The sequence below is a fragment of the Actinoalloteichus sp. GBA129-24 genome (genome assembly GCF_001941645.1).
Taxonomy (GTDB): Bacteria; Actinomycetota; Actinomycetes; order Mycobacteriales; family Pseudonocardiaceae; genus Actinoalloteichus_A; species Actinoalloteichus_A fjordicus.
In genome coordinates, this window is the sequence record NZ_CP016077.1 from 3,147,032 (window position 1) to 3,172,515 (window position 25,484).

General features: G+C 70.7%; 18 protein-coding genes. 6 read left to right on the forward strand and 12 right to left on the reverse strand.

The features are described from left to right. Positions 1–259 precede the first annotated feature (259 nt). From UA75_RS14020 to UA75_RS14040, 5 genes are all read right to left on the reverse strand, one after another. Positions 260–1,450: a hypothetical protein gene (locus tag UA75_RS14020; RefSeq protein WP_157434168.1), complete on the reverse strand. Its 1,191-nt coding sequence runs from the start codon at positions 1,448–1,450 to the stop codon at positions 260–262. A 79-nt stretch (positions 1,451–1,529) separates the two neighbouring features. Then, positions 1,530–2,690 (reverse strand): Gfo/Idh/MocA family protein, encoded by a 1,161-nt coding sequence (locus tag UA75_RS14025; RefSeq protein ID WP_075740622.1) that lies wholly within the window; start codon positions 2,688–2,690, stop codon positions 1,530–1,532. Between the two features lie 567 nt (positions 2,691–3,257). Beyond that, positions 3,258–4,073, reverse strand: a complete 816-nt coding sequence (locus UA75_RS14030; protein WP_075743797.1) for an ABC transporter ATP-binding protein — start codon at positions 4,071–4,073, stop codon at positions 3,258–3,260. 28 nt (positions 4,074–4,101) lie between these two features. Then, positions 4,102–5,124, reverse strand: coding sequence for an ABC transporter substrate-binding protein (locus UA75_RS14035; protein ID WP_075740623.1), 1,023 nt, complete (start codon positions 5,122–5,124; stop codon positions 4,102–4,104). A gap of 68 nt (positions 5,125–5,192) precedes the next feature. Then, positions 5,193–6,071, reverse strand: a complete 879-nt coding sequence (locus UA75_RS14040) for an ABC transporter permease (RefSeq protein WP_075740624.1) — start codon at positions 6,069–6,071, stop codon at positions 5,193–5,195. A gap of 200 nt (positions 6,072–6,271) precedes the next feature. Here UA75_RS14040 and UA75_RS14045 point away from each other — a divergent pair, with 200 nt between their 5' ends. Together UA75_RS14045 and UA75_RS14050 are read left to right on the forward strand one after the other, a co-directional pair. After that, entirely contained in the window at positions 6,272–7,540 is a 1,269-nt protein-coding gene (locus UA75_RS14045; protein ID WP_083690694.1) for a mandelate racemase/muconate lactonizing enzyme family protein, read from the forward strand. Between the two features lie 386 nt (positions 7,541–7,926). After that, positions 7,927–9,351 (forward strand): helix-turn-helix transcriptional regulator, encoded by a 1,425-nt coding sequence (locus UA75_RS14050; RefSeq protein WP_075740625.1) that lies wholly within the window; start codon positions 7,927–7,929, stop codon positions 9,349–9,351. A 137-nt stretch (positions 9,352–9,488) separates the two neighbouring features. Here the strand turns inward: UA75_RS14050 and UA75_RS14055 are convergent, their stop codons facing one another. Continuing rightward, a complete protein-coding gene (locus UA75_RS14055) occupies positions 9,489–9,854 on the reverse strand; it encodes a hypothetical protein (protein ID WP_075740626.1) in 366 nt (121 codons plus the stop codon). Positions 9,855–10,267: 413 nt separating this feature from the next. Between UA75_RS14055 and UA75_RS14060 the strand changes: the two genes are divergently transcribed. Then, on the forward strand, positions 10,268–10,624 hold the full coding sequence (locus UA75_RS14060; protein ID WP_075740627.1) for a hypothetical protein: 357 nt from the start codon (positions 10,268–10,270) through the stop codon (positions 10,622–10,624). Between the two features lie 43 nt (positions 10,625–10,667). Here UA75_RS14060 and UA75_RS14065 read toward each other — a convergent pair whose 3' ends face one another. Next, entirely contained in the window at positions 10,668–13,454 is a 2,787-nt protein-coding gene (locus tag UA75_RS14065) for an AfsR/SARP family transcriptional regulator (protein WP_157434169.1), read from the reverse strand. Between the two features lie 692 nt (positions 13,455–14,146). Continuing rightward, positions 14,147–14,959: an SAM-dependent methyltransferase gene (locus UA75_RS14070; protein WP_075740628.1), complete on the reverse strand. Its 813-nt coding sequence runs from the start codon at positions 14,957–14,959 to the stop codon at positions 14,147–14,149. Positions 14,960–15,733: 774 nt separating this feature from the next. Between UA75_RS14070 and soxR the strand changes: the two genes are divergently transcribed. After that, complete coding sequence (gene soxR, locus UA75_RS14075; protein ID WP_083684044.1) at positions 15,734–16,279, forward strand: redox-sensitive transcriptional activator SoxR; 546 nt, start codon at positions 15,734–15,736, stop codon at positions 16,277–16,279. Between the two features lie 121 nt (positions 16,280–16,400). Here the strand turns inward: soxR and UA75_RS31775 are convergent, their stop codons facing one another. Continuing rightward, positions 16,401–17,405, reverse strand: a complete 1,005-nt coding sequence (locus tag UA75_RS31775; RefSeq protein ID WP_232237753.1) for a peptidoglycan recognition family protein — start codon at positions 17,403–17,405, stop codon at positions 16,401–16,403. A 1,108-nt stretch (positions 17,406–18,513) separates the two neighbouring features. Here UA75_RS31775 and UA75_RS14085 point away from each other — a divergent pair. Continuing rightward, complete coding sequence (locus tag UA75_RS14085) at positions 18,514–19,131, forward strand: DUF4041 domain-containing protein (RefSeq protein ID WP_198044257.1); 618 nt, start codon at positions 18,514–18,516, stop codon at positions 19,129–19,131. Positions 19,132–19,482: 351 nt separating this feature from the next. Here the strand turns inward: UA75_RS14085 and UA75_RS14090 are convergent, their stop codons facing one another. The 3 genes from UA75_RS14090 to UA75_RS14100 all read right to left on the reverse strand — a co-directional run bounded on the left by UA75_RS14090 (position 19,483) and on the right by UA75_RS14100 (position 23,313). Then, positions 19,483–20,388: a family 16 glycosylhydrolase gene (locus UA75_RS14090; protein ID WP_075740630.1), complete on the reverse strand. Its 906-nt coding sequence runs from the start codon at positions 20,386–20,388 to the stop codon at positions 19,483–19,485. Positions 20,389–20,599: 211 nt separating this feature from the next. After that, the gene (locus UA75_RS14095) at positions 20,600–22,192 is read right to left on the reverse strand and encodes a DHA2 family efflux MFS transporter permease subunit (RefSeq protein ID WP_075740631.1); all 1,593 of its coding nucleotides are present in this window, start codon (positions 22,190–22,192) and stop codon (positions 20,600–20,602) included. Positions 22,193–22,485: 293 nt separating this feature from the next. Then, on the reverse strand, positions 22,486–23,313 hold the full coding sequence (locus UA75_RS14100; RefSeq protein ID WP_075740632.1) for a M55 family metallopeptidase: 828 nt from the start codon (positions 23,311–23,313) through the stop codon (positions 22,486–22,488). A gap of 350 nt (positions 23,314–23,663) precedes the next feature. Here UA75_RS14100 and UA75_RS14105 point away from each other — a divergent pair, with 350 nt between their 5' ends. Beyond that, complete coding sequence (locus UA75_RS14105; protein ID WP_083683199.1) at positions 23,664–25,484, forward strand: ABC transporter substrate-binding protein; 1,821 nt, start codon at positions 23,664–23,666, stop codon at positions 25,482–25,484.

Consider the following 25,484-nt stretch of genomic DNA (forward strand, 5'->3'; position numbering starts at 1 on the left):
GGGCGCTGCACTGCGGCCGAGAAATCCTATTGACGATCCCATTATCGGGCCGGTCGACACGGCGCCGTTCGGCGCGATGACCAGCGCACACCACGGCGGCCGAAGCCGCGTAGGCAGGCTCGGCTCAGTCGTCGATCACACGGATCTCGATGGCCTCCCTCGGTCGTGCTCAGTCGGTCGATTCACGCGGTATGCGGGGGCGGGACGGGTCCTCGCCCGGCGGCCGGGCTCCTCGACGACACCGGACCCGTGGGCGGCGTCATCGCGCGGGGGCCCTCGGCCGCCACTGCGCCAGCAGTGCCGCCAGGACGGACAGGACCAGGCCGACGAGCGCGGACTCCGGATACCCGGCGACCGTGCCCGCCACCGCGATCGCCGAGGGCGGCAGCCAGGTCCACGTCGAGATCAGCCGAGGCGGCCTGCCGCGTCGTCGCCTCGCCGCCTCCACCACCATCGGGACGACCAGCGCGGGCACGGCCGCCGCCAGCAGCACCAGCCAGTCGGCCATCAGCCGATCCACCCGCAGGATCGCCAGGACCAGTCCGGGCACCGCCACGAGCCAGGGCAGCAGTCGGGCGGGCAGCGGGGCGAGCCTGCCCAACGCCAACGATCCGGAGTGGACGCACGCCAGCGTCGGCGCCACCACCGCCACCGCGAGGAAGAGATTCGCCGCCGCCATGCCCTGCGGCCCCGCCAGCGTCGCCACCACGTCACTGGAACCGGTGGCCGCGCTCAGGCCGGCTCCCACCACGGCGGCCAGCAGCGCGGGCACCACCAGCAGCCCCACACACCAGGCCAGGTCCCGGCGTCGGCGCAGACCCACGGTGAAGTCCGGTGCGCGCATCGCGAAAACCGACACGTACCCGAGGAACCCGGCGAGGTCCACGGCGGTGGAGCGCGGCCCGGCGGGCTGCACGGTCACGGGCAGGCCCTCGGGCAGCGTGCGCAGTGCGACCAGGCCGATCAACACGATCGCACTGCCGGTCGCCACGATCGCCAGCCCGTTCCACCGGCCGCCGCCCACCACGATCACGCCGAGCAGCGGCGCGGCCAACGCCACCGCCGCCGCCCAGTCCGGCAGGCCGGTCAGTGCGCCGAGCGCCGCGCCGCCGAGCCCCACGTTGAACCCGAACCAGCCGATCATCGCGAGCGTCATCGACAGCGCCACGGCCCGGTCGGCCACCGGGGGCAGGTACCGGGCCGAGGCGACCGACAGCGTCGAGTTCTCCCCGAGGGGCGGCAGCAGTCCCAGCAGCCCCTGTCCTGCCAGCAGCGCGGCCATCAGGACGCCGCCCGCCAGCAGGACCAGCAGCGGCAGAACGCCGTCGTGTCGCTCGGCGACCTGCGCGCCCAACACCAGCGCGCCGGGTGCGGCGCCGATGCCCAGCCAGGCGCCCGCCGCCGACGGCCAGCGCCGGCCCGCCACGGCGCCGCCCGGCACGGCCGTCACCGCACGGCCCCCGCAGCCCACCGCGGCCTTGAGCGCCGCGCCGTCGGGTGCCCGCCGTGCACCGGTTCCGTCGGGGCGCTCACAGGGTCAGCTCGGGAACCGCGAGACGTCGACCGTCCGCCCAGGACCGCAGACCGAGCTCGGCCAGCTGCACGCCCCGCGCCCCGGCCAGCAGGTCCCACCGGAACGGCTCGTCGTCGACGACGTGCCGGAGGAACAGCTCCCACTGCACCTTGAACCCGTTGTCCATCTCGGCGTTGTCCGGCACCTCCTGCCACTGCGACCGGAAGTCCTCGGTGGCGGGGATGTCCGGATTCCACACCGGCTTCGGCGTCATCGAACGGTGCTGCACACGGCAGCGACGCAGACCGGCCACCGCGCTGCCCTCGGTGCCGTCCACCTGGAACTCCACCAGTTCGTCGCGGAACACCCGCGTCGCCCAGGAGGAGCTGATCTGTGCGACGATCCCGCCGTCGAGTTCGAACGTCCCGTACGCGGCGTCGTCGGCCGTGCAGTCGTAGGGCTTGCCGTTCTCGTCGAATCGCTGCGGAATATGTGTCGCACCCAGGCATTGCACGGAACGGACCGGCGCGAAGATCTCCTCCAGCACATACCGCCAATGGCAGAACATGTCGGTGATGATTCCGCCGCCGTCCTCGGCCCGATAATTCCAGGACGGGCGTTGGGCCTCCTGCCAGTCGCCCTCGAACACCCAGTAGCCGAATTCGCCGCGCACCGAGAGGATTCGGCCGAAGAAGCCGCCCGCCACCAGCCGGTGCAGTTTGCGCAGTCCCGGCAGGAACAGCTTGTCCTGCACCACGCCCGCCTTGACCCCCGCGTCACGCGCCGCCCTGGCCAGCTCCAGCGCCCCGGCCACGTCGCCCGCCACCGGCTTCTCGGTGTAGACGTGCAGTCCGGCGGCGATCGCCGAGGCGATGGCGGCGGCCCGACCGCTGGTGACCTGGGCGTCGAAGTAGATCTCAGCGTCGGGCTCGGCCAGCGCGGCATCCAGGTCCGTCGTCCAGCGTTCCAGGCCGTGTGCCTCGGCCAACGCCTCCAGCTTCGCCGCATTCCGTCCCACCAGCACCGGATCGGGCCAGAGCCTGGTGCCGTCGGCGAGCCGCAGCCCGCCCTCGGCCCGGATGGCCAGGATCGACCGCACCAGGTGTTGTCGATACCCCATGCGTCCGGTGACGCCGTTCATCACGATGCCGATGCGCCGATCGCCCGTGCCCGCCATGCCTCGTCCTCTCCGCAGCTCCTCGTCGATGACCGTGTGCTCGTGAACTCGTGCCTCGCCGCTTCGTCGCCGCCCGGCCGCCGTCGACGGCGCGGACCTGGGCAGGAAGCGGACGTGTGGTCGGGGTGTGTCCTGTCGGCGCGATCCGCCCCGGCCGCCTCGGCGGCGTCGAGTGCACGGCGACGGCAGGCCGAAGAAGCCTGCGCCTCGGCAGGCTGGTCCGGTCCGGTGCTGATCTCGCCGCGTTCGGGCTGCGTCTGCGGTAGGTCGCGTCTGCGGTGGGGTCGGCCGGTCCCGGTTCGCTCGCCGAACTCCGGGCCCGGACGTCTGATGCGGCGCCGGTTCGAGCCCGATGCCCACGACCGCCGTGGGCCGCCGAACACCCGGAGCGCGCCGCCCGAGTCGACACGCCCACGGCGCCCGCCCGGTGCCGACCCCGCGACGGCACCGGTTCGACACGCCGCCGGACCCGGCTCGACCGAGCCGGGCACCGCAGACGACGTCATCGCCGACGGTGCGAACCGGCCCTGGACCGCTCCGGGGCCCGCCTGGGACTGGTGCCCCGAGTTATTCCGCCGAGGTCGCCGCGCCCAGCAGCTCGCGGATATGCCCGCTGGCTCTGGCAAACTCGGGATGCACCAGCGTCTCGGAGTAGTCCCGCTCCTCCGGCAGGTTCACGTCGATGATCTCGGCCACCGTGCCCGGCCGGGCGGTCATGACCACCACGCGATCCGCGAGGTAGACGGCCTCGGAGATCGAGTGCGTCACCAGCAGCACCGTCGTGCGGGTCTCCTGCCGAATCCGCCGCAGCTCGACGTTCATGTGCTCCCTGGTCAGGGCGTCCAGAGCGCCGAACGGCTCGTCCATCAGCAGCACCGGTGGTCGGTGCAGCAGCGCCCGACACAGCGAGACCCGCTGCTGCATGCCGCCGGAGAGCTCGTGCGGATAGGCGTCCTCGAAACCGCGCAGCCCGGTCATCGCGATCAGCTCGTCGACCCTGGCCGCCGCCTGCGCCGACGGCATTCGCCGCATCTCCGCCTGCAGGGCGATGTTGCGTCGCACCGAGCGCCACTCCAGCAGGGCCGCCCGCTGGAACACGTAGCCGACGTCGCGGCGCGGCGACGTCACGGCCTCGTCCAGCAGCCGGACGTCCCCTGAGGAGGGACGCAGCAGGCCGGAGACGAGCTTGAGCAGCGTCGACTTGCCGCAGCCGGACGGCCCGACGATCGCCACGAACTCCTCGGCGTCGACCTGCAGCGACACGTTCTCCAACGCGGTGACATCGCGCTTCTTCGTCCGGAAGCGCACCGCCACGTCGGAGATGTCCACGGCGGGTGTTCTGACGCCCGAGTGGTCTGCGGGCCGCTCGGCCTCACTGGTCATGCTGCCGCCCGTCATGCGAGTCATGTGGTCATCCCTCCGGTGCGAACGAGGCGTCCCAGTACGCGGAGGCCTCCTCGGCGTTGTCGATCACCCCGGCATCGGCGAAGATCTCGATGGTGGCGTCCCAGTCGGCCTCGTCGTTCACACCGGGCGGCATGCCCTCGGTCGCCTCGGTATGCAGCAGCTCCAACGTCGCCAGGAACTGTTCGGTGAGGACCTCCGGCGAGGGCAGCTGCTCACTCGCCCCGCTCATCGCCTCGATCACCTCGGCGGTGTCGGCCTCGCCCGCCCGCGCCCAGGACTCGCTGGAGGCGGCGACCATCCGACGCACCAGGTCCTCGCGCTCGGTCAGGTTCTCCGAGGCGGTGATCAGTCCGTTGCTGAAGAAGTTGAGGCCGTGGTCGGCGAAGCGCAGGTAGGACACCTCGCGGTCCGCGCTCTCCTGCATCGTCGGGCCCTGGTCGGTGGCGAAGCCGAGCAGGGCGTCGGTCTGGCCGGAGATGACCGCGGCCATCTTGCCCGCCGGGTCGGTGTTCTGGAGGGTGACGTCGTCCTCGGTGAGGCCGTTGATCTCCAGGAACGTCGGGAAGGTCGCGCTCAGCGCGTCGCCCGCAGTGCTGGCGATCGTCTTGCCCCGCAGGTCGTCCGGGGTCTCGATCTCCTGATCGCTGAAGAACTGGGCGGAGGACGGCGTGGTCTGGAGGAACACGCCGACGCTGGTGACGTCCAGGCCCTCCGAGACCCCGGCCAGCACCGCCGGGGTGTCCGCCCAGCCGAAGTCGGTCTGGTTCGCGGTGGCCGCCTGCACGGTGCGCTGCGAGCCCTGGCCCGCCTGAATGGTCAGGTCGATGCCGTGTTCCTCGAAGATGCCCTGATCCACGCCGTAGTAGAACGGCGCGTGCTCTCCGTAGGGGTACCAGTTCAGCGTCAGGGTGACCACGTCCAGCTCGACGCCGTCGGCGTTGGTGGTCGTGTCACCCCCGGCGCCGCCGCAGCCTGCGGCGGCGAACGACACCGCGACGGCGCCGACCACGAGCCTGCTGACCTTCATGAGGAGCCTCCTTGATCCTGGCGGAAGGTGCGGGAAGGTTGTGAGGTGTCTTTCAGGTGAGGCTCGGTCTAGAACGTGGTGGCCGAGGCGTTCGAGCGCCTGCTGGCGTGCCACGGAAGCAGGAAGTACTCGGCCACCTCGACGAGCACGAAGAGGGCCACTCCCAGCAGCGACATCACGATCAGGCCCGCGAACAGCACCGGGGTGTCGAGGTTGCCGTTCGCCTGCAGGATCACGAAGCCGAGACCCTCGTTGGCGCCGACGAACTCGCCGACGACCGCGCCGGTGACGGCCATCGTCGCCGCGATCTTGAGGCCGGCGAAGAGGTGGGGGAGCGAGGCGGGGAAGCGGATCTTCCAGAAGGTCTGGGCCGGGCTCGCGCCCATCGTCGCCGACAGCTCCAGCATCTCCGGGTCGATGGACTTCAGACCGGTGACCATCGAGATCACCACCGGGAAGAAGGCCATCAGCACCGCGACGACCACCTTGGGCTCCAGGCCGAAGCCGAGCCACACCACGAACAGCGGCGCGATGGCGATCTTCGGGATGACCTGCGCGAACAGCAGCAGCGGGTACAGCGTCTTCTCGATCGTGCTGGAGTAGACCATCACCACGGCGGCCAACACGCCGACGGCGGCGGCGATCACGAAGCCCAGCACCGTCTCGTAGGTGGTGACCAGGGTGTTGTCCAGGAAGTACTCCGGCCGCTCCGTGATCGCGCGCAGCGTGTCGCCGGGGGACGGGACGAGATAGGGCTCGACGAGCTCGGCTGCGGTCACCGCCCACCAGCCCGCGAAGAGCACCGCCAGCAGGGCGACCGGGCGCCAGGCCTGATCTAAGAACCCGGCCAGTCGTTCGGTAGCGCCGGGCCTGCCGCGGTCGGCGACTCCGCTCACCGTGGGCGAGGCGGCGCCGTCGGCATCGTCGATGGTGCTTCGCGCGGTCATGACCCTCCGTTCGATTCGATCATGTCCTTCGCCAATCCCGATCGGTGCCCGAGAGCGCGTTCAATGATCTTCATGAAACTGCCGAAAACGAGTGGGGAAAAGGTGCTGTCACCGTGCGGAAACCTTTTTGGAAAGCGCTTACTGCCGTAGGGTAGGCAGCCGGGCAGGACGTGGTCAAGACGTTTCGAATAGGAGAACGGATGAACAAATTCGACTCCCCCGTGCCCTCGAACGGTCCTGCCCGGCAGCGGCCGTTTCCGTCGGACGGCCGCCCGTCGATCGGGCGTTCGACGCCGTCGAACGGCGTCGCCTGCCTCGCGGAGGTGGTGATCGATCGCGTCGAGACCTTCGTCGTCGCACTGCCGACGCGACGCTCCTTCGGCGTCGCGGGCGGCTCGGTGGCGGTCGCCGGAACGCCGAGCCTGCGCGTGCTGGTCAAGGTGAGCGCCGACGGCCTCGCGGGCTGGGGCGAGGCGACCCCGATCCCGGCCTGGACCTACGAGACCGTCGAGTCCATCGTCAGCACCATCGACCGCTACCTCGCCCCCTCGGTCCTCGGCCGACCCTGCTGGGATCTGGACGGCCTGACCTCGACCTTCGATCGCGTCATCAACCGAGGCGTCACCATCGGCGCCCCGCTGGCCAAGTGCGCCGTCGACGTCGCCGTGCACGACCTGCTGGGCCGGGCCTGCGGCGTCCCGCTCGGCGTCCTCTGGGGACAGCGGCGCACCGAGGAGATCACCCTCGGCTGGATCGTCTCCGGACAGAGCGCCGCCGAGGTCGCCGAGTGCGTGGCCGAGGGCCGGGAACTCGGCTACGGGGCGTTCAAGGTGAAGATCGGCGTGCACACCGAGGCCGAGGACCTGGCGGTGGTCCGCGCCGTCCGCGCGGCGGCGCCCGATGCTCCGCTGTGGGTGGACGCCAACCAGGCCTACCCGATCGACGTGGCGCTGCGGACGGCTCGACTGCTGGCGGAACTGGACGTGGCCGTCTTCGAACAGCCGCTGCCCGCCAACGACATCGCGGGCCTGCGCAGACTCCGCGACGCCTCCCCGATCCCCGTCGCACTCGACGAGAGCATCCGACACCCCGGCGACCTGGCCACCTTCGTCCGGCTCGCGGCCGTGGACGTCGCCGTGGCGAAGGTCCAGCGCAGCGGCGGCCTGACGCTCTCCAAACGGCTCTGCGCCCTCGCCGAGGACAGCGGCGTCCGGCTGATCGGCTCCGGTCTGACCGACTCCGACGTCGGACTGGCCGCCTCGCTGCACCTGTTCGCCGCGTTCGGCATCGACACCCCGGTGGACCTCAACGGCCGACAGTTCATCGACTCCGTCTACGCCACCGGCGAGACCGTCGTCGTGCGCGACGGCCGCGCGAGCGTCCCGACCGGGCCCGGCCTGGGCATCGCGGTCGACGAGGACGTGGTCCGCGAGATCGCCGTCGACGTGTTCGAGGGTCTGCGGCGCTGAGTCGCACTGCGGGGCGGCGGGCTCGGCTTCTCGCGGCTCCCGACCGCCGTCATCACCTCGGCCCGGCGTTGTCCCGCGCTGCGGCTCGGGTGTCGAGACGGTCGGCGCCGGGCTTGGGGGAAGCCTGTCGTCAGCTCGCACGGACCTGCCCTCATCGACCACGGCACGAGCCTGCCGGGGATTCGGCGCTTCGCCGGTCCGGATCGGACGATGCTCGCCTGACCTCCTCGACTATCGTCCTCCGCGTATTCACCGCGTCACGTACCTGCGACCGGCGGTAGTGAAGGAGTGCCACGGCCGGGATGCGGCACAGCGGCACAGCGACGACGCAGCGACCGTGGTCACCAGCGTTGACGGCGGTCGGATCGAGTTCCTCCGGAGGTCGAGTGCAGGCGACCAGGCGCCGCCGTCTCGCGCGCCGACGGAAGAGCCTCGGCTTGACGCAGGAGGACCTGGCCGCCCGACTGCGGGTCGAGCGCTCCACCGTGGTGCGCTGGGAAGGCGGCGAGCGGGAGCCGCAGCCGTGGATTCGCCCGCGCCTCGCGGCGGCACTGAACCTCTCTTCGGAGGAACTGGAGGAACTGCTCACCGAGGCCGACGGCGTTGACGGCGACGCTGGTACACGGCCGTACGAGGCACTGGCGCCAGGCGACAGGAACCCGGCGTTCGGCCCTGAGATCGCCGAGCAGGTGCGGCGGAGCCAGGAGGAGTGGCCGCGGGTGCGCCGGGCAGTCGGCGCGCGTGGACGCGAACTCGCGGAGTTGGCCGCCTGGTTGTACCCGGCAGCCTGCCGGGCGCCCGGTGGACATGCCCTGACCGGCCCCGGCTGGCTGTTGGACGAACCGGTGGAGCTCGACTCGGTGCGGTTGAGCTTCGCTGATGCCGAGAGTCCGCTCCCGAGGCTCGAGCCGCTGGATCACGTGCTGCCGCTGACCACTCGCGGCGAGCGCTACGCAGGCTACAGCCGAGCCGTGCGGGACCTGGTGCGCCCTCGGCTCCTGGAGAACCGCCTCAGTTACCGACTGCTCGGGGTGTCGCAGCGCCACGGAGTGGCGATGACGTTCGGGACCACGACGTTCTTCGAGGTGTTCGACCTCAAGGAGTCCCTTGCCCACGAGTTCAAGGCGGCGTGGTTGGCCTCGGGAGGGTCCGTACCGGACTGGAGTGCGCTACCGCTGCGGTCGGCGATCGGGGTCCCGTTCGATCCGGCCCGGCTGTTGATGTCACCCGGTATCAGCACCTTGACCATCCGAAGGGGTGCGCGCGGCGATGACCGGTTCATGATGCATCAGCGTGACGGTCGTGCCGTGGCCGACGGCGGCGGGATGTGCACGGTCATGCCCTCCGGAGAGTTCCAGCCCTCGTCACTGGCCGCAGTCGACGTGCGCAACGACTTCTCCTTGTGGCGCAACATCATGCGCGAATACTCGGAGGAGTTCCTCGGCAACCCCGAGCACGACGGAGCCGGAGCCTGCTCGATCGACTATGTCAGGCAGGAGCCCTTCCGCTCCTTCGAGCAGGCGCGTGCCGAGGGCCGCTTGCGGCTCTGGCACTACGGCCTGGTGATGGACCCGCTGACCCTGGCTGCGAGTCAACGTACCGTCGCCGTGATCGACGACGAGACCTTCGATCGACTGTTCACCGGCTTGGTGTCGACCAACGATGAGGGACACCTCGTCGGCGAGGGCGGCAGGCTGGACATGCCGTTCACGGGTGAGGCGATCGATCGCCTCGAACCTCGCCTCTCGGCCTGCTCCTTGACGCTGCTTCGACTCGCGTGGCGCGATCGGAGTCGCCTTCTGGGCCGGTGAACAGCTGCGCCGGGCCTTACGAGGCGTGGAAAAGGACCGTCGTGCGACCACGGGGTGTGCGCGCGGAGAAGGTGTCCGAGGAACTGGACGCGGCGAGATCCGCAGGTTCGCTTCTCCGTCAGCGGTCGCTGCCGTCCTCATCTGGGCACGGCACGTCCCGCGCTGCGGCTCGGGCGTCGAGACGATCGAGGGCGGTCGGCGCCGCTCCGCCTCGAATTCTCCGGCGCGGCCGAGGCATCGGCCTCGACTTCGGCACCCGACCCGCGTTCGGCCTCGACCTCGGCCGCCAGTCTCGTGCGGAACTGCGACACACAGGCGTCGAGGCAGGCGCGGAGATCCTCGTCCCAGTCCCACCCCGCGACATGCGTCGGCTCGTGGGCGGGGGCTGCCGCCGCCGCTGCCTGATAGCCCTCGTAGTAGGCGAGCAGGACGCGGGTGTCGGTCTCCCACCACGGGGTGTGGCCGAGGAAGTGCTCCACCACCTCGCACAGACTCGCCGTCACCGGCCAGGGCGGTACGAACCGATGTCCGGGCCTGCCGGGTGTCGCACTCCCTTGGTTCGAGTGGTCGTCGCCGGCATGAGGGCCTCCGATATGGTCGGGCATGGATGCAGTGAGTTACGTGCAGGCAACCGGAAGTAGCGAAGGAGGGCTACAGCCAGAATGCGGCAGAGAGGTGGCAGCGAGGACGCACCGACGGTGGTCACCAGCATCGACGGCCGCCGAGCGAATGTGTCGGGCCACCGCGCCGACCCTGGCTCGTGACACGAGGTCGAATGTGATCATGCGCAAGCTGCAGGGGCTGCAATCACATCTGGCCTCCCTGCTTGCAGACCAACACATCCACGCGATTGACGCCGATATCAGCGCCCTCGCGGCTCGGCGCACCACTACCGGCTGACGACAGGGAGTTCACCATGCACGAACCAGGCAGGCTGTTCCGCGAGGCATGGATCGCCGGGGTCACCAGGCACTATCCTGGCCGGCCCAAGCCCGGCTACATCACTCCGTGGGAGACGACGCCGGACTGGGAGCGCGCCGCAGCGGCCGCCGTCTGCGAACTGGTCCTTGCCTTCGTCCGCGCCGCCGACGGTGCCACTGCGAGACTGACCCGCAGCCAGAAGGGCCGCTTCGTCGCCCTGTGCTGGATCGGCCAGATCTACCGGCAGTTTCCCGACCCCAAGCCGTCCTACGTCGCGGACTGGGACGAGCTGCCCGGCTGGCAGCAGGAGACCGACGCCGACATCTTCGAGCGCATCGAAGCCGAACGATAAGGCGGGGCGGGACGGCGCCACCGGGGCTCCCGCCACCGAGCGCTCATCCTCCCGCCAGCCGCCGCCGGACCTCCTCGGCTCGCGCGTCGCCCAGCTCCTCGAAGATGCTCGCCGCCTGCCGCCAGTGTTCGCGGGCGGTCTCGATGCGGCCGAGGTCGGACATCGTGCGGGCGATGCCGTCCAGTGCCCAGGCCTCGCCCCAGCGGTTTCCGTTGCGCCCGTTGACCGACGCGGCCGCGCGGTGGCTGCGCAGGGCGGCCTCGTGGTCGCCGAGTTCCCGGTGGACGTCGCCGAGGTCGTTCAAAGTGGTCCCCTCGCCGTGATGGTCCCCGATGCGCGTCCACAGCGCCCTGGCCTGTTCGGTGACGTCCAGAGCCTCGGACAGCCTGCGGTGATCGCGATAGGCCACGCCGAGACTGGTCAGCGTCCAGGCCTCGCCCCACCGGTTCTCGATCCGGCGATGCGCCGTCAACGCCCGGCGGTAGTGCTCGATGCTCTCCGCGGGCCTGCCCGTGCCCCGCAGCGCTCCCGCCACGATGTGCAGGGCCATGCCCTCGCCCCAGCCGTCCGCCTCGGCCCGCCACACGGCGAGGCCCTCGCCCGCGAGACGCAGCGCCTCCTCGTAGGCGCCCAGCTCCCAGTGCACATGCCCCAGACTGGTGAGCAGACCCGCCTCGCCGATCCGATCGCCTGCCCGACGGGCCGCCGTCAGGCCGAGGCGGTGCGTCGTCAGCCAGTCGGCCCAGTGGCTGCGCAGGTAGTAGAAGTCCCACATCGCCTGGGCCAGCGTCCAGGCCAGGGCGAAGCGCCCGGTGTCGAAGGCCTGTCGGACGGCGGTGCTCAGATTGACCCGTTCGGTCTGGCACCACGCCAGAGCCTCGGCACGGTCGGCGAAATGCGGCGGAGACGGGGTGCCGACGAGCCGGGTGATCTCGGCCCGGCGACGATGCGGGCTCAGTGTGCTGCTCGACTCGTGGGCGCCGCGCAGATACCAGCCGAGCAGCCGATCACGGGCGGCCTCCTGCTCGTCCGGCGGCTCCTCGGCGAGGACCTGCTCGGCGGCGTAGAGCCGGACCAGGTCATGGAAGCGGTAGCGGCCGTGTCCTGCCTCGGCCAGGAGATGCCCGCCGGTCAGCGTGGCGAGCAGCGGCTGCGCCGAGGAGGGCGGCTGCCCGCCCAGCGCGGCGGCGGCCTCCGTGCCGAACTCGGGACCGGGATGCAGGCTCAGCAGCCGGAACAGCCGTGCCGACGGTGCGTCCAGGCCTCGGTAGGACCAGGAGATCACCGCGCGGACCTCGGCGAGTTCGTCGCCATCGGCCGAGAGCACGTCGAGGCGGGCGCTCTCCTCGGTCAGTTCCGCGACCAGCTCGCCGAGGGTGAGCGTGCGATCGGCTGCGATGCGCTCACCCGCGATGCGCAGCGCGAGCGGCAGGCGCCCGCACAACGCCGTGAGCGTGGTCGCGGCCGCAGGCTCTTCGGCGACCCGCGCCGCGCCGACGATGTGCCGCAGCAGCTCCACCGACTCCGCCGTGGTCAGGACGTCCAGGGTCAGTGCCGTGACGCCGTCGCGGGCCCGCAGCCCGACCAGACTGTGCCTGCTCGTGATCAGCACCAGGCTGGCGGCCGTCGCAGGCAGCAGCGGGCGGACCTGATCGGGAGTGGCGGCGTTGTCCAGCACGATCAGCATCCGCCTGCCCGCGAGCATGCTCCGGAACAGCGCCGACGCCTCCTCCGCGTCGACGGGGACCTGCCGGGTGTCCAGACCGAGCGCCCGAAGGAACCGGCCGAGTGCGTCCGCCGCGGCCAGCGGAGGCGAGGTCGCGTCGAAACCGCGCAGGTCGACGTAGAGCTGTCCGTCGGGGAACTCCTCGGCCACGTGATGAGCGAAGTGGATGGTCAGCGCGGTCTTGCCCACCCCGGCGGTGCCGTCGACCGAGCAGACCACCACCGCGCGTCGGCCGTCGGTCGTTCGGCGTGCCAGCGCGGCGAGTTCGGCGGTCCGACCGGTGAAGCCGGGCACGTCGTGGGGGAGCTGCGCGGGCACCGGGAGCGCGGCGGGCCTGCGCGCGGGCGCCTGCTGCGGTGCCGACTCGCCGCGCAGGATGCTCGCGTGCAGGCCTTGCAATGCCGGTCCGGGATCGACGCCGATCTCCTCGGCCAGTGAGTTGCGCAGCCGGTCATAGTGCTGGAGCGCCTCCACTCGTCGTCCGGACCGCGCGGCGGCCAGCATGTACTGCCCGGCGGTCCGCTCGTCCCATGGCTGGCGGGCCGTCGCGGCGCGCAGCTCGTCGAGCAGCTCGACGTGCCGTCCCCTGCCCAGCTCGTGGTCGTGGTGATCGCCGGTCGCGGTGGTCCGTTCGCCGGTCAGTCGGTCGCGGGTCTCCTCGACCCACTCGCCGCCCGTGCCCGCCAGCGGGACTCCGCGCCACAGGCCCAGCGCCGCCGACCACGCGGCCGAGGCCTCCTCGTCGGACAGCTCCCCGCTCCTGGCCTCCTCGGCCAGCCTGCGGAAGCGGTGCAGGTCGATCAGCTCGGGATCGACGTCGAGGAGATAGCCGCCGCTGGTCCTGCGCAGAACGGCCGGGTCGTCCAGTTCGGCGAGGCTGGCGCGGATGCGGGTCAGGTGGCTGTAGAGGGCGCTGCGGGCCGACGGCGGAACGGCCTCACCCCAGACCCGGTCGATCAGGACCGCAGGAGTCAGAATGAGGTTGGCGTCCACCAGCAGCGCGGCGAGCACACTGCGCCGCCGAGGGCTGCCGATGTCGACGCGCCGCCCGGCGGTCCACAACTCGATCGGGCCGAGCACCCGGAAGTCGGTCGTCCTCGCCACCACGTTCCTCTCATCGGTTCCTCCCACTCGCGGAGAAGTCGCCGGGATACGGTCGAGCGCCCGTCGGTCGCCCGATCGCGCTCGGCGACCCGCTGATCATGTCGGAGTCACCGACGGGCGCGATGACCGTCCTCCGGATTCACCCGGCCCGCATCGGCCGCCCGCGTCCGCTGCGGCACCGGCCTCCGCCTCTACAGCGCGCTTACCTGCGCGGCAAGGTTTCCTTCGGATTTCACCCATGGTCGATGCGGCAGGATGACGCCCGCCGGGAGCACGGTGTCGGGTGCCAGGGGTGAGCAGAACGGAGCAGCCGACGCAGCCGGCGCGGACAGGCGCGATCGTGGGCCGGACGGACGTCGAGTCCGGGGGTGACCGCCGTCGAGGCGGTCTGGACGAGTCCGCCGATTCCGCGACTGTCCGCTCTCTTCGGCGGCGCGGTACGCCGCGCCGCCGACGGGCACGCGGCTCGCCTCGGACCCGTCGGGACGGTCGGGCCCGAGACCGGGCTGCTGCCTCGATCACCGGACGCGGGCCAGGTTCGGACGTCGGCGAGAACCCGCAGGCCGGGGCGCCCGTCTCGCGCGGGCGCCGGAGACGGCGGCGCGGCCTGCGGTCCTCCGCGAAGCCCAGTCTCGGCCGCCTCGCTTCGGCGGCGCCTGCTGATTCCGTCGTGTTGTTCAGTGCCGGAATGCTCAGCGGCGGAGACCGGCGCCGCCGTGTATGGAGCTGAGCTCGGGCAGCGTCGGACTGTCCGGCCGCCATCGGGTGACGTCGACGATCCCCGGCAGCACCACCTCCAGGTTCGCGTCGGCCAGCCACCGACGCAGGACCTCGGGAGAACGCAGCGTGATGGGCGTCGCGGTCGCCCGGTAGAGGTCCTCTACCCCCTTCGTCACCTCGGGGGGCTGCACGTTCGAGCCATGGGACAGCGCGACCAGCGACCCCGGCGCCACCGCCTCGGCATAGCGGGCGATGACGTCGCCGGGCCGGTCGGAGTCCGGCACGAAGTGCAGCACCGCCGTGGCGAGCACCGCGAGCGGATCGTCCAGATCGAGGATGCGGGTGGCTCGGACCAGCACGTCCTCGACGTCTCGGAGGTCGGCCAGCGTCACGGCGGTCTGTTCCACGCCGCGCAGGATGGCGACCGAGTGCGCGACGGCCACCGGATCGTGGTCGACATAGGAGATCCGGGTCTCCGGGTGATAGCGATGAGCGATCTCGTGGACGTGCCCCCGGCTGGGAATGCCCGACCCGAGGTCGAGGAACTGGCGGATGCCACGGTCCAGCGCGTGGACCACGATGCGGCGGAGGAAGTCGCGGGTGGCCCGTGCGGAGTCGACCAGGTCGGGGGAGATAGCGATGGCCTGATCGGCGAGCGCCCGGTCGGCGGCGAAGTTGTGGGCCCCGCCCAGGTAGTAGTCGTACATCCGCGCCACGTTCGGGACGTCGAGGTCGATCCGATCGGGGAACCGACTCCGCCCCGCCTCGGCACCCGCGAAGGTCATCGAACCTCGCCCGTCATGTCGTCAAGGATGCGCCCGTCGACCCCCGTTCGCAGGGCGACGGCACGTGATGGTTCTTCGGCATTATCACTTCAGTTCTGAATAAAATTAAGTAGGTTCATGCTCACGACCAGCGAAGACGGCCGGGGGAAGACCTGGGGCGGCGCTATCTCACCCCTGGTCGGGTGCAGTGCGGCGCAAGCCGGGTCCGCCCGTCTCCTGGCGGTGCGCGGGAGCGTGGTGCCTGGGTGACGGGTCTCGAGCCGAGGCGTCCATGGTCGGGCTTGCCGTGATGTTCGTTGCGTGTTCGCCGCCTCACCGGGCCGGTGCCATCGCGGTGCGCGCGCCCTGCCGGTCGACGCCTCGGCCTTGATTGTGACCCGCATCGGCCTGGCAGGCCGGTGCCACCTCCGTCGATGACGTAGGTGTAGCTGCCCTCCGCCGTTGCGATCCTCACCGGCTCAGGCGGGCCGGTGCCACTTGAACTTCGAGTACGACGTTGCGATCCTCACCGGCCCAGCCGGCCGGTGCCACCCTGTCTGCGCAGGGGATATTCAGCTCGGTGCGCCATGAGGTTATCGGATGGTGATCGGCGCGCCCGGCAGACGGTTCGGAGTGACCCGGTGCGTCGCCCGACGCCTGCCGTCCCGAACCATGCGGCGGCGCATCACCGGAGCGGCCCGTTCGTCGTCGTCGGCAGTTCGGCTCGGTCGCGGGCTGCCCGGCTCCTCGGTTAACCTTGACAAACATTGAGGTTCTAGGAGGCCGTAGATGATGATGCCGGAGTGGAACGCGAAGGAGCTCACCGTCGGGCAGCTCGCGGCCAGGAGCGGCGTGGCCGTCTCCGCACTGCACTTCTATGAGCGGCAGGGGCTGATCAGCAGCAGACGGACCACCGGCAATCAGCGTCGCTACCGGCGGGACACGCTCCGCCGGGTGGCGTTCATTCGGGTGTCGCAGCGGGTCGGAATCCCCCTGGCGGCCATCGGCGCCGCGCTGCGTCGCCTGCCGGACGGGCGAACCCCCACCCGTTCGGACTGGGAGACGTTGTCCACGGGCTGGCGGGCCGAGCTGGACTCGCGCATCGGGCAGCTCGTCCGGCTGCGGGACGACCTCACCGACTGCATCGGCTGCGGCTGTCTGTCGCTCGACACCTGCGTGCTGTCGAATCCGCACGATGAACTCGCCGATCAGGGGCCCGGTGCCCGCAGGCTGGAATGCACTCCCTCGGAGTGGGCGGCGGGCTGCGAGCCCGAGCCTGCGACCGCAGGAAGCAGGTCGACGGCGTCTGGACGACCCGCGTCCGATGCGGACTGCGGATGAGGCGGGGCCGGTCCTACCCCGAGGGTGGCGGCCGCTGTCCGCACCGCCACCCCGCCGCCTGAGGTCCTTGTCGTCCTCCGGACGACGTCGACGGCCCGCCTGCCGCCGGGCAGGAGGTGGATCAGGACGCCTGCGCGCTCTCGTTCGCCGAGACGTCGGCGGCCGCAATCGTCGAGTCCTCGGCCAGTGCCGTCCGGATCCGGGCGACCAGGTCGTCGACGTCGATGTTGCCGTTCGCCGCGCCGAGTTCGGCGACCATCGCGGTCAGGACGTCGACCTGCTTGCGCAGTGCGACGAGCTGAAGATAGGTGTCGCCGGGGTACTTCTGCCCGCTCTGGCCGGGAGTGAGGTCCTGGTAGAGCCTGGTCATCCGGTTGCGCAGCTCGGTGAGTGCCAGCCAGATGTCGCCGGGCGGGTGCGAGTTGCTCAGGCCCTGGCGCAGGCTGTTTCGGATCTCGAACAGGGCGGTGCGCTCGTCGGGGGTCATGTCGTCCTCCAGATCGTCGGATGCGGCGAGCCGGTTGATCTCACCGATTCGTGCCTGCGCGTGGCGTCCGGGACAGGCGGTGGAGGCGCCGGGCGCGTCCCGGTGCCCGCCGTTGAGCTGGTTGGCCCGCCACCAGCCATGGGCCGCGCCGTGGCGGAGCAGCCAGGCGACGGCGCGGATCTGCTGGTCGGTCATCTGCTGGGTCTCGTAGTTGCCGATCAGGCAGATCGCTCTTGAGATGTCGTTGCGGCCCCCGGTGTGCGCGCCCTGACGGTCGACGCTGTGGCCCTGATAGATCGCGCCCGTCGAGTCGATCGCGAACGTGTACGAGATCCCCCCGCCGAAGCGGGACTGGCCGATGTCCTCCAGCGTCCGCACCGCTGCGGCGCCGGACCCCGAGGTGACGCTGTGGTGCAGCCACACCTCTTGTGCAGGCAATGGCGCGGCCCGGAAACCGTCCGGATAGCGGGCGCCCCATGCGGCGCGACTGATGATCTCCATGGTGGACTCCTCCTCGGTTCGACCGTCGAACCCGGCGGTGAGTGGCGACCACGGGCGCTCGGCGAGCCTGCCCGCCTGGGCATGGCGGGTTCGCGGCTCGGCGTGGCTCGATACGGTCGCGTCGGGCGGCGATGCCACGACGATGCAACCGGTCGCCTGGACTGTCCTCCGACGTCCCGATCCGACAGCGGATCAGGGCCTTGCTGGCCCTCGCACGCACGGGCCGCTCGGTCGGCCTGCCTGCGCGGCACGGCACGTCCGACTCCTCACCAGCCTGCCGTCCCGCAGGCGGACGGCCGTGAGATCCGGCTCGGTGGTCCGGTCGGGGCAGGGGATCGGCGGCCCGACTGTGCTCGGCCGTCCCGGCGAGCACCGGGCGCGGCGGTCACCGAAAGGATCGCCGTGCCCGCGCAACGCTGAAACCGGGCGGAGACCCGCCGACCTGCGGTGGTCATGTCAGCCGTTCTCCGTTCTCGTCGACGGCATTCACTGAACGCCTCGTGGAGCCTTGATCCGCCCGACATGCGGAGATCATCGGTGGCGAGGTCTGGTCTTGTTCGCAGTCGACCAATCCTTGTCGGCCTTGGTCGAATAATAACCGGCATCGCTTCCGATTGGCTATCAATTGGTCCGTCTGGATCGGATTGTTCGCCCGACCGGCCGCTTGCTCACGCGGATTTCATATGGTCGTGCACTCGCCGTGGTCGCGGCGGCGTGATCGGGCGCTCCGCTGTCGAGGTGCCGCACGGCCGTCATGCGTTCCCGGCGATGCAATCGGCCATCGCCCCAGCTCAGATGTGGTGTATCTGCGGTTTGTCTCTTTCGCGAAGCCGTTGTTCCGCCCGTCTCTCGTCTGGTCCGGTCATCGTGGATCGGACCCGTCGCACACGGGGATCGCGGGGTTCTCCGGCATTGGCAGCGCGATATCGGCGGCGACTCGTGCCGAGGATGCCGACGGTGCGGATCGAGCCGGTGAAAGCGGCTGGTCCGCCGCCGTGCTTTACCGGATGCGGTCGGGGCTGAGGTGCCCCGACGAAATCGACAGCGACATTCCCGGTGCCTGCCCGGTCAGGGCAGGTCATAGGGCGTCGTGATCGTGCTGTAACACAAGCCGGCGGTCGATCGATCTGCAAGGTGTGTGACTCGCGCGAGGCGGCCGATCCGGACGTCGCCGACTAATGGAGTGGTGCGGTCAGTGCTCGGCAGACGGCAGCAGCTTGAGGTGCTCCGGCGGTGTGAGGAGCGCTTGCGACGCGATCGCGTCGACGCCCTGGAATTCCTGGCGGGCGGGCCCCAGACACTTGCGGCCCGTCGGATACTGCAGGACGAGCCGACTCGACTGCCGTCGGCGGGCCGGAACGGCGCGGGGGAGCGCGGTTCCCCCGGCAGCTCGATCGCCGAGTCCTCGCGTCGTGAGCCGGGCGTCGACCCTGCTCGGCGGGACGAAGCGGACGGCACGGTCCGTGCGGAGGTTCGTCGACGTCGTCGCAGGCTGGCCAGAGCGGGTCGCGCGCTGCGGTCCACGTCCTCCCGGCTCACCGGCGGCTCCCGGCCGCGCGGCGGTTCTGCGGGCGGCGGTGATCTGGCCGAGCTGCTACTGCGTGCGTATGACGATGCGGCCGCCGCCTGCGGTCGTGACCTGCGCGGGATCGGACTGTCCGCGGCGCTGGAGCGACTCGAGCGCTCCGTCGGCGTCATCGACCGGATCGGGTCCTCACTCGCGGTGCGGATCGCTCCGGCCTATCACGCGCTGCGGCGGCGTGAACTGGAACTGGCGGCGGGCACACTGCCGCCCGGGCGGCGGGCGGCGGCTCGGGAAGCCTCGCCGCAGGCGCCGTCGCAGCGGGGGCCTCGTGACGGCTGATCGAAGCGGCCTCGGCTCGCGGGGGACCCATCCCCGACCGGGCTCAGCGTGTCGTGGCGCAGCGCGGACGGGGGCTCGGCGGCCGAGTCGGCTCCGGCCGGGCGGGCCTGCGGAGCCCGTGGTCAGGAGGCGGCCGCGCCGTCGGCGGGACCACGGCTTCTCGGAAGGCGCCCCGGAAGTAGCGGTGCGGGGTTCGTGGGCCACACACCACGAACCCCGCACCCTGGAGGCCGTAGGGACGGTTCCCGCACCGTTGTGAGCGTGGGGCCTCCCCGAAAAGGCCGCCTGCTCACACCTGTCCCGTCCCCACGGACGAACATCCGACCCAGTCGGTCGGGGTCGGCAAGTAGGTCAGTTCTGTTCCACCTTCACCCAGTCGATGAGGTAACGGGCGTCGTCCGCCGCGACGAGGTCCACGGTGGACTGCGGGATGCCGTGATACGGCTGGCTCACCCCGTTGACGCCGTGCGGGTAGTCGCCGCCGAGCGCGAAGTTCAACAGCAGGAACTCCGGATCGTCGTAGACCCACTGTCCGTACTGCTCGACCTCGGCGCGGCTGACCGTGTAGACGTGTCGGTCGTTGATCCAGAAGGTGAAGCCCTGCGGCGACCATTCGACGCTGTAGACGTGCCAGTCCCACGGGTCGAGCCCGTCGAAGTACTGCCGGGCGTGCAGCGGGGTGTCGCCCGAGTAGCCGGGGCCGTGCAGCGAGACGTTGGTGAAGGGCTCGCCGACGCTCTCCATGATGTCGATCTCGCCGCTGGACGGCCATGGCGTGCCGTGGCCGATGCTGCTGCCCAGCATCCAGGCGGCGGGCCAGAGACCGGAGGCCTGGCTGCCCTGCGGCAGCTTCAGGCGCACGGCGAAGTTTCCGTAGGTCCAGTCGCGCTTGTCCTGGGTCTTGAGGCGACCGGAGACGAAGTCGTAGGTCCGGCCGTCTGGCGCGACGGTGCCGGGGCGGTACCGGGGATGGATCGCCAGCGCGCTGTCGGCGCCGTCGACGTTCTGGTCGATGTAGAGCACCTCGGGGGAGTCGATGTAGGCCTGCTGCTCGTTGTTGACCGTGCCGAAGTTCGTCCCGGTGACCTCGACGGTCCAGTTCGACGAGTCGATGCCGGGTCCGGAGAAGTCATCGAAGAAGACGACCGCGGCGGCATCGGTGTCGGTGGGGGACTGTGCTCCCGCCGGGAGCACCGGCAGGGCGACCAGGAGGGTGGCTGCGGCGCCGAGCGCCAGAGTGGCGCGACCTCGTCTCATAGGGAGACTCCTTCTCGTGATCGTGCGAGCCGCCGCCTACTCACGCACCACGAATGTAGTGAACGATTTTCTGGAAGCAGACGTTAGCCGTCGCTTGATCACCATCACCAGGGGTGATCGGCGCTGAATCGATTCTGAGCTGCGGAGATTACCTCGAATGGCAGATCGGTTCCGCCTCGTCGCTCGGGGACACGGGGTCGGGGCGGGCTGCTCAGCCGCCGTCTCGACGCGGTCGCTCCCGGATGAGCGTGGCAAGCAGGACCGACCCCAGCATCATCGCCCCGACGGCGGTGAAGACCACGGCGAAGGTGCGTGCCAGGCCGTCGACGATCGGGGCGGCCAGCAGGGGGTCGAGCGTGCTGAGGAAGGACGTGTCGTTCAGATCGACCGAACCGGCCCGCATCTCGGCCACCAGCGCCGCCTCCGATGTCCCGAGAGTCGCCTCGTCGGCGATCCGCGCCGTGAACTCCGGTGAGTCGAGACTCGACCGGAAGGCCGTCGCGATGCGTTCTCCACTGAGCGTGAACAGCAGCGACAGCACCACGGCGGTGCCCGCGACGCCGCCGAGTTGGCGGGAGAAGCCGGACAGCGAACTGGCCACCCCCATTTCCGTCCGGTCCACGCTGTTCTGCAACGCCGTGAGCACCACCTGGAAGTACATCCCCGTGCCGAGACCCAGCAGCGTGAGCACCAGCGCCGCCTGCCACAGGTCGGGGGTCGCCGCGAACCCGAGCAGCAGATAGGCGCCTGCCATGATCGCGAGTCCGCTGGCCAACAACACGGTGAACCGGCCGGTGCGGGCGATCACGGGCCCGCAGAGCATGGCGCCGAGGGTCATCGCCAACGCCTGCGGGAGTAACAGCAGGCCTGCTGCGGCGGGTGCCATGCCGAGCACGATCTGGAGGTAGAGCGGCACCAGCGCCATCCCGGCGAACATGCCCATTCCGCCGAGGAAGTTGACGACGTTGACCAGTGCGAAGGCCGGTCTGCGGAACAGGCGCGGCGCCAGCAGGGCTGCGTCGCCCATCCACCGTTCGACCTGGGCGAATGCGATCAGCCCGACCACGCCCACGCCCGCCGCCGTCAACGCCGCCGGAGACGTCCAGCCCCACTCGCGCCCCTGCTCGGCGAGGAGCAGCAGCGGCACCACGCCCACGATGAGGGTCAGCGCGCCCCACCAGTCCACCCGGTGGTCGACCCTGGGCGTCTCGATCCGGAACAGGGCGCCGACCACGATGATCGCGAGAACCCCCAGCGGGACGTTCACCAGGAAGACCCAGCGCCAGCCCGCGATGCCCGCCAGGGTCTCGGCCTCGGCGAACACGCCGCCGAGGACGGGGCCGAGCACGCCTGCGAGGCCGAAGACCGCACCGAGTCTGGCCTGGTAGCGGACCCGTCGGTGCGGTGGGAGCAGGTCGGCGATCACGGCGAGTGCCAGCGGAAGCAGCCCGCCCGCGCCCAGACCCTGGATGCCGCGGAACACGGCGAGCTGATACATCGACTGCGCGAGGGCGCACAACAGCGAGCCGACGGTGAAGACGACGATCGCGATCAGGTAGAGCCGTCGGCGGCCGAAGATGTCCGACAGCTTTCCGTATAACAGCGTCGAGACGGTCATCGTGATCAGATAGGCGGTCGTCACCCAGGCCTGCAGGGTCAGCCCGCCGAGTTCGTCGGCCACGGTCCGCAGGGCCGACATCATGATCATTCCGTCGAGCGCGGCGAGGAACACGCCGAGGATCAGCCCGGCGACCACGGCGTTGACCGTCCGCCTGCTCGGCTCGGTGCTCTCCACGGTCGTCATCGGCGTGTGCCGCCGCTGCGCGGCTCCGCGACCGGGACCGCTCTCGCTCTCCGGCCCGAAGCCGGTGCGGTGGCCGGAAGAGGGGGCGACGCCTGCACCGGGCCGCGACCAGGCGGGCCCGGCGGCCGGTGCGCGAGTGCCCGGCGGCGCGGCAGGGGGCGTCCGATCGAGACGGAGGAGCGGCGAGCAGCCATCGCGAGCGACCCTTCGTCGGCGGGCATCGGACTCGAACCGGGTGCGGCCCGACCCTAGGGAGCCCCGCTCGAACGAGGATCGAGGAGCGCGCCGCGTCGTCAGCCGTAGATGCCCTGGATCGCGCCCGCGGCAATCGCCGTGACCACCTTGAAGCACTTCATGGCCTCGGTCATCGTCGGTGCGTCGAAGCCGACCCTGCGGACGTCGAGCTGCTCGACGGTGGGGATCACCGCCGTCGCCGCCGCCAGGTGCGCGGCATCGAACTCCACCTCGATCCGATGCGGCGCCGCCGTGCCCTCGAATCGCCCGGCCGAGGCCATCCCGTGCTCGGCCCGCGCGGCGATCAAGGCGTGTGCGCCTGCGGGCGGCAGGCAGATCGCGGCATACCGGCTCACGCACTCCTTGACCGGCGCCAGCGCGGCCTCCGGCGCGTAGCTCACCGCGTCCAGGCAGGTCTGGTCGTCGCCGGTGACCAGGACGACCGGCACGCCGTGCTCGGCGGCAAGCGCCGCGTTCAACCGTCCCTCGCTGGCGTGAACGCCGTCCAGCCACACCCCGGTGATCGAGTTCTCCAGATAGGTGTGGGAGAGCACCCCCTCGGCACCCGCCGCCGCGTGGTAGCCGAGGAACACCACTCCGTCCATTCCGGAGTCCACGCCCTGCATCATCGACAGCGGCTTGTGCCGCCCGGTGAGCAGCCGAGCCCGCTCGTCCAGATCCTCCAGCAGGAGATTGCGCTGCGAGGAGTGTGCCTCGTTGACCAGGACCTCGGTGGCGCCCGCCGCGTACAGCCCGGTCACGCAGGCGTTGACGTCGCCGGTGAAGACGCGGCGGAACCGCTGCCACTGCTCGGTGCCGGGGCGGACGTCGTCGGTCCAGGTGACGCCGGTGGCGCCCTCCATGTCGGCGGAGATCAGGATGCGCATGTCGCACAGCGTAGGCATCGGCGCCGCCGCAGCCGATCACCGACGCACGCCGCGCCCACGTCCGTGGACAAAGCACTCCTGCGCCCCGCCCGATGGTCACTCTTGTGGCGGACCGACGCCGTTGTCTCGACCGGCCCGAGCCTGCCGCGGCGGCCCGTGCGGAGCGATGCGAGCGCGGTGTCGGTCAGTCGACCGGCGACGACTTGCTTCGAGGTAGAGGCGTTGATCCCGGGGAGGCGAAGATCAGGTTACGGCTGTGTTCGGGCGGGCGAAAGTGGATCGGAAGTCATTGACTCGCCTTGGTGTCAGGTGGTTGGTTTTCTCCCACTGGGTGGAAAGGGGCTCACCGGATGAGAGTCAGATCAGGCGCCGTGGCGGCTGCCGTCGGAGTGATCGCGGCGGTGACGGCACCCGCCGTCGCGCCGGGCGTGGCGGGCGCGGAGACGGAGGAGACGGCGGAGTCGCCGACCGTGCTGCGAGTGGCGGTGACGCAGAACATCGACTCGCTGAACCCGTTCATCGCGATCTTCGCCTCGTCCACCGAGCTGATGCGGCTGATGTACGAGTTCGTCACGCTGCCCTCGGCCGAGGACCAGTCGCCCGTCGGCGGGCTCGCCGAGAGCTGGGAGACCTCAGAGGACAACCTGACCTGGACCTTCACCATGCGTGACGACGTCCAGTGGTCGGACGGGGAGCCCGTCACCGCCGAGGACGTGGCCTTCACCTACAACCTGATGCTCGAGGACGAGGCCGCCCGCACGGCCAACGGCAACTTCGTCAGCGCCTTCGAGTCGGTCGTCGCCGAGGACGAGACCACACTGGTCGTCACGACGGCGACACCGCAGGCCACCATGCTCGCCCTGGACATCCCCATCGTCCCGGAGCACATCTGGTCCGAGGTCGACGACATCGCGTCCTTCACCAACGACACGATGCCGGTCGTGGGCAGCGGTCCGTTCATCCTGACGGAGTACCGGGCCGAGCAGTTCATCCGGATGGAGGCCAACCCCGACTACTTCCGGGGGCCCGCCGAGATCGACGAACTCCAGTTCCTCTTCTACCGCAACGCCGACGCGGCCGTCCAGGCCCTGCGGACGGGCGAGGTGGACCTGGTCAACCGGCTTACGCCCGCGCAGGTCGACGCGCTGCGCGACGTGGAGGGCATCGCCGTCAACGAGGCGCAGGGCCGCCGGTTCTACGAGCTGGCCACCAACCCCGGCGCGGCGACGCGGGACGGCACCCCGATCGGGGACGGCCACCCGGCGCTGGAGGACGTCCGCGTCCGGCAGGCGATCAACCAGGCCATCGACCGGGACGTGCTCGTCGACCGGGTGCTCGGCGGGTACGGCGAACCGGGCGCGGGCTACATCCCGCCGGTCTTCCAGGACTACCACTGGACGCCGTCCGAGGAGCAGCGCTGGGACTTCGACCTCGACGCCGCCAACGAACTGCTGGACGAGGCCGGTTACCCGATGGGCGACGACGGCGTCCGAGTCGACGGCGACGACCGACCGCTGTCCTTCCGCCTCTACGGCCGCAGTGACCGCGCGTTCGACACCCAGGCGGGTGAGTTCGTGCGGAACTGGCTGGGTGAGATCGGCATCGAGGTCGACCTCCAGATCATGGCGGGGACCCGGCTCAACGAGCTGACCGGCGAGGGCGTCTACGACCTCGCGTTCAGCGGCTGGGGCGTCAACCCCGACCCCGACTACGTGCTCGGCATTCAGACCTGTGGCCAGCGTCCTGGCGAGGACGGCACGGGCGGCACGACCGACGCGTTCTTCTGCGACGAGGAGTTCGACGACCTCTACGCCGCCCAGCTGGCGGAGTTCGACCCCGAGGCACGGCGGGCGCTGGTCGCCGACATGCAGGAGCTGTTCTACGAGCAGTCGTCCTCGATGACGCTGTTCTACGAGAACGCACTCGAGGCGTACCGGTCCGACCGGTTCGAGGGCTTCCAGCTTCAGCCCGATCCCGGCGGCGTGATCCGGGAACAGAACGGATACTGGGGTTACTACGGCGCGCAGCCCGCCGACGGTGCCGCAGGCGGCGGGGGCGGTGTCGACACCGGCGTGATCCTGGCCGGGATCGCCGTCGTGGTGCTGCTCGGCGGCGGGGCGGCCGTGTTGATCGCCCGACGTCGTCGCGCTACGGCCGACGATCGGGAGTGA

What these genes read in the sequence shown, in the direction of transcription:
- UA75_RS14025 (WP_075740622.1), bottom strand. Translation starts at nt 2,690, where the DNA reads ATGGCGGGCACGGGCGATCGGCGCATCGGCATCGTGATGAACGGCGTC.
- UA75_RS14030 (WP_075743797.1), bottom strand. Translation starts at nt 4,073, where the DNA reads ATGACCAGTGAGGCCGAGCGGCCCGCAGACCACTCGGGCGTCAGAACA.
- UA75_RS14035 (WP_075740623.1), bottom strand. Translation starts at nt 5,124, where the DNA reads ATGAAGGTCAGCAGGCTCGTGGTCGGCGCCGTCGCGGTGTCGTTCGCC.
- UA75_RS14040 (WP_075740624.1), bottom strand. Translation starts at nt 6,071, where the DNA reads ATGACCGCGCGAAGCACCATCGACGATGCCGACGGCGCCGCCTCGCCC.
- UA75_RS14045 (WP_083690694.1), top strand. Translation starts at nt 6,272, where the DNA reads ATGAACAAATTCGACTCCCCCGTGCCCTCGAACGGTCCTGCCCGGCAG.
- UA75_RS14060 (WP_075740627.1), top strand. Translation starts at nt 10,268, where the DNA reads ATGCACGAACCAGGCAGGCTGTTCCGCGAGGCATGGATCGCCGGGGTC.
- UA75_RS14070 (WP_075740628.1), bottom strand. Translation starts at nt 14,959, where the DNA reads ATGACCTTCGCGGGTGCCGAGGCGGGGCGGAGTCGGTTCCCCGATCGG.
- soxR (WP_083684044.1), top strand. Translation starts at nt 15,734, where the DNA reads ATGCCGGAGTGGAACGCGAAGGAGCTCACCGTCGGGCAGCTCGCGGCC.
- UA75_RS14090 (WP_075740630.1), bottom strand. Translation starts at nt 20,388, where the DNA reads ATGAGACGAGGTCGCGCCACTCTGGCGCTCGGCGCCGCAGCCACCCTC.
- UA75_RS14095 (WP_075740631.1), bottom strand. Translation starts at nt 22,192, where the DNA reads ATGACGACCGTGGAGAGCACCGAGCCGAGCAGGCGGACGGTCAACGCC.
- UA75_RS14100 (WP_075740632.1), bottom strand. Translation starts at nt 23,313, where the DNA reads ATGCGCATCCTGATCTCCGCCGACATGGAGGGCGCCACCGGCGTCACC.
- UA75_RS14105 (WP_083683199.1), top strand. Translation starts at nt 23,664, where the DNA reads ATGAGAGTCAGATCAGGCGCCGTGGCGGCTGCCGTCGGAGTGATCGCG.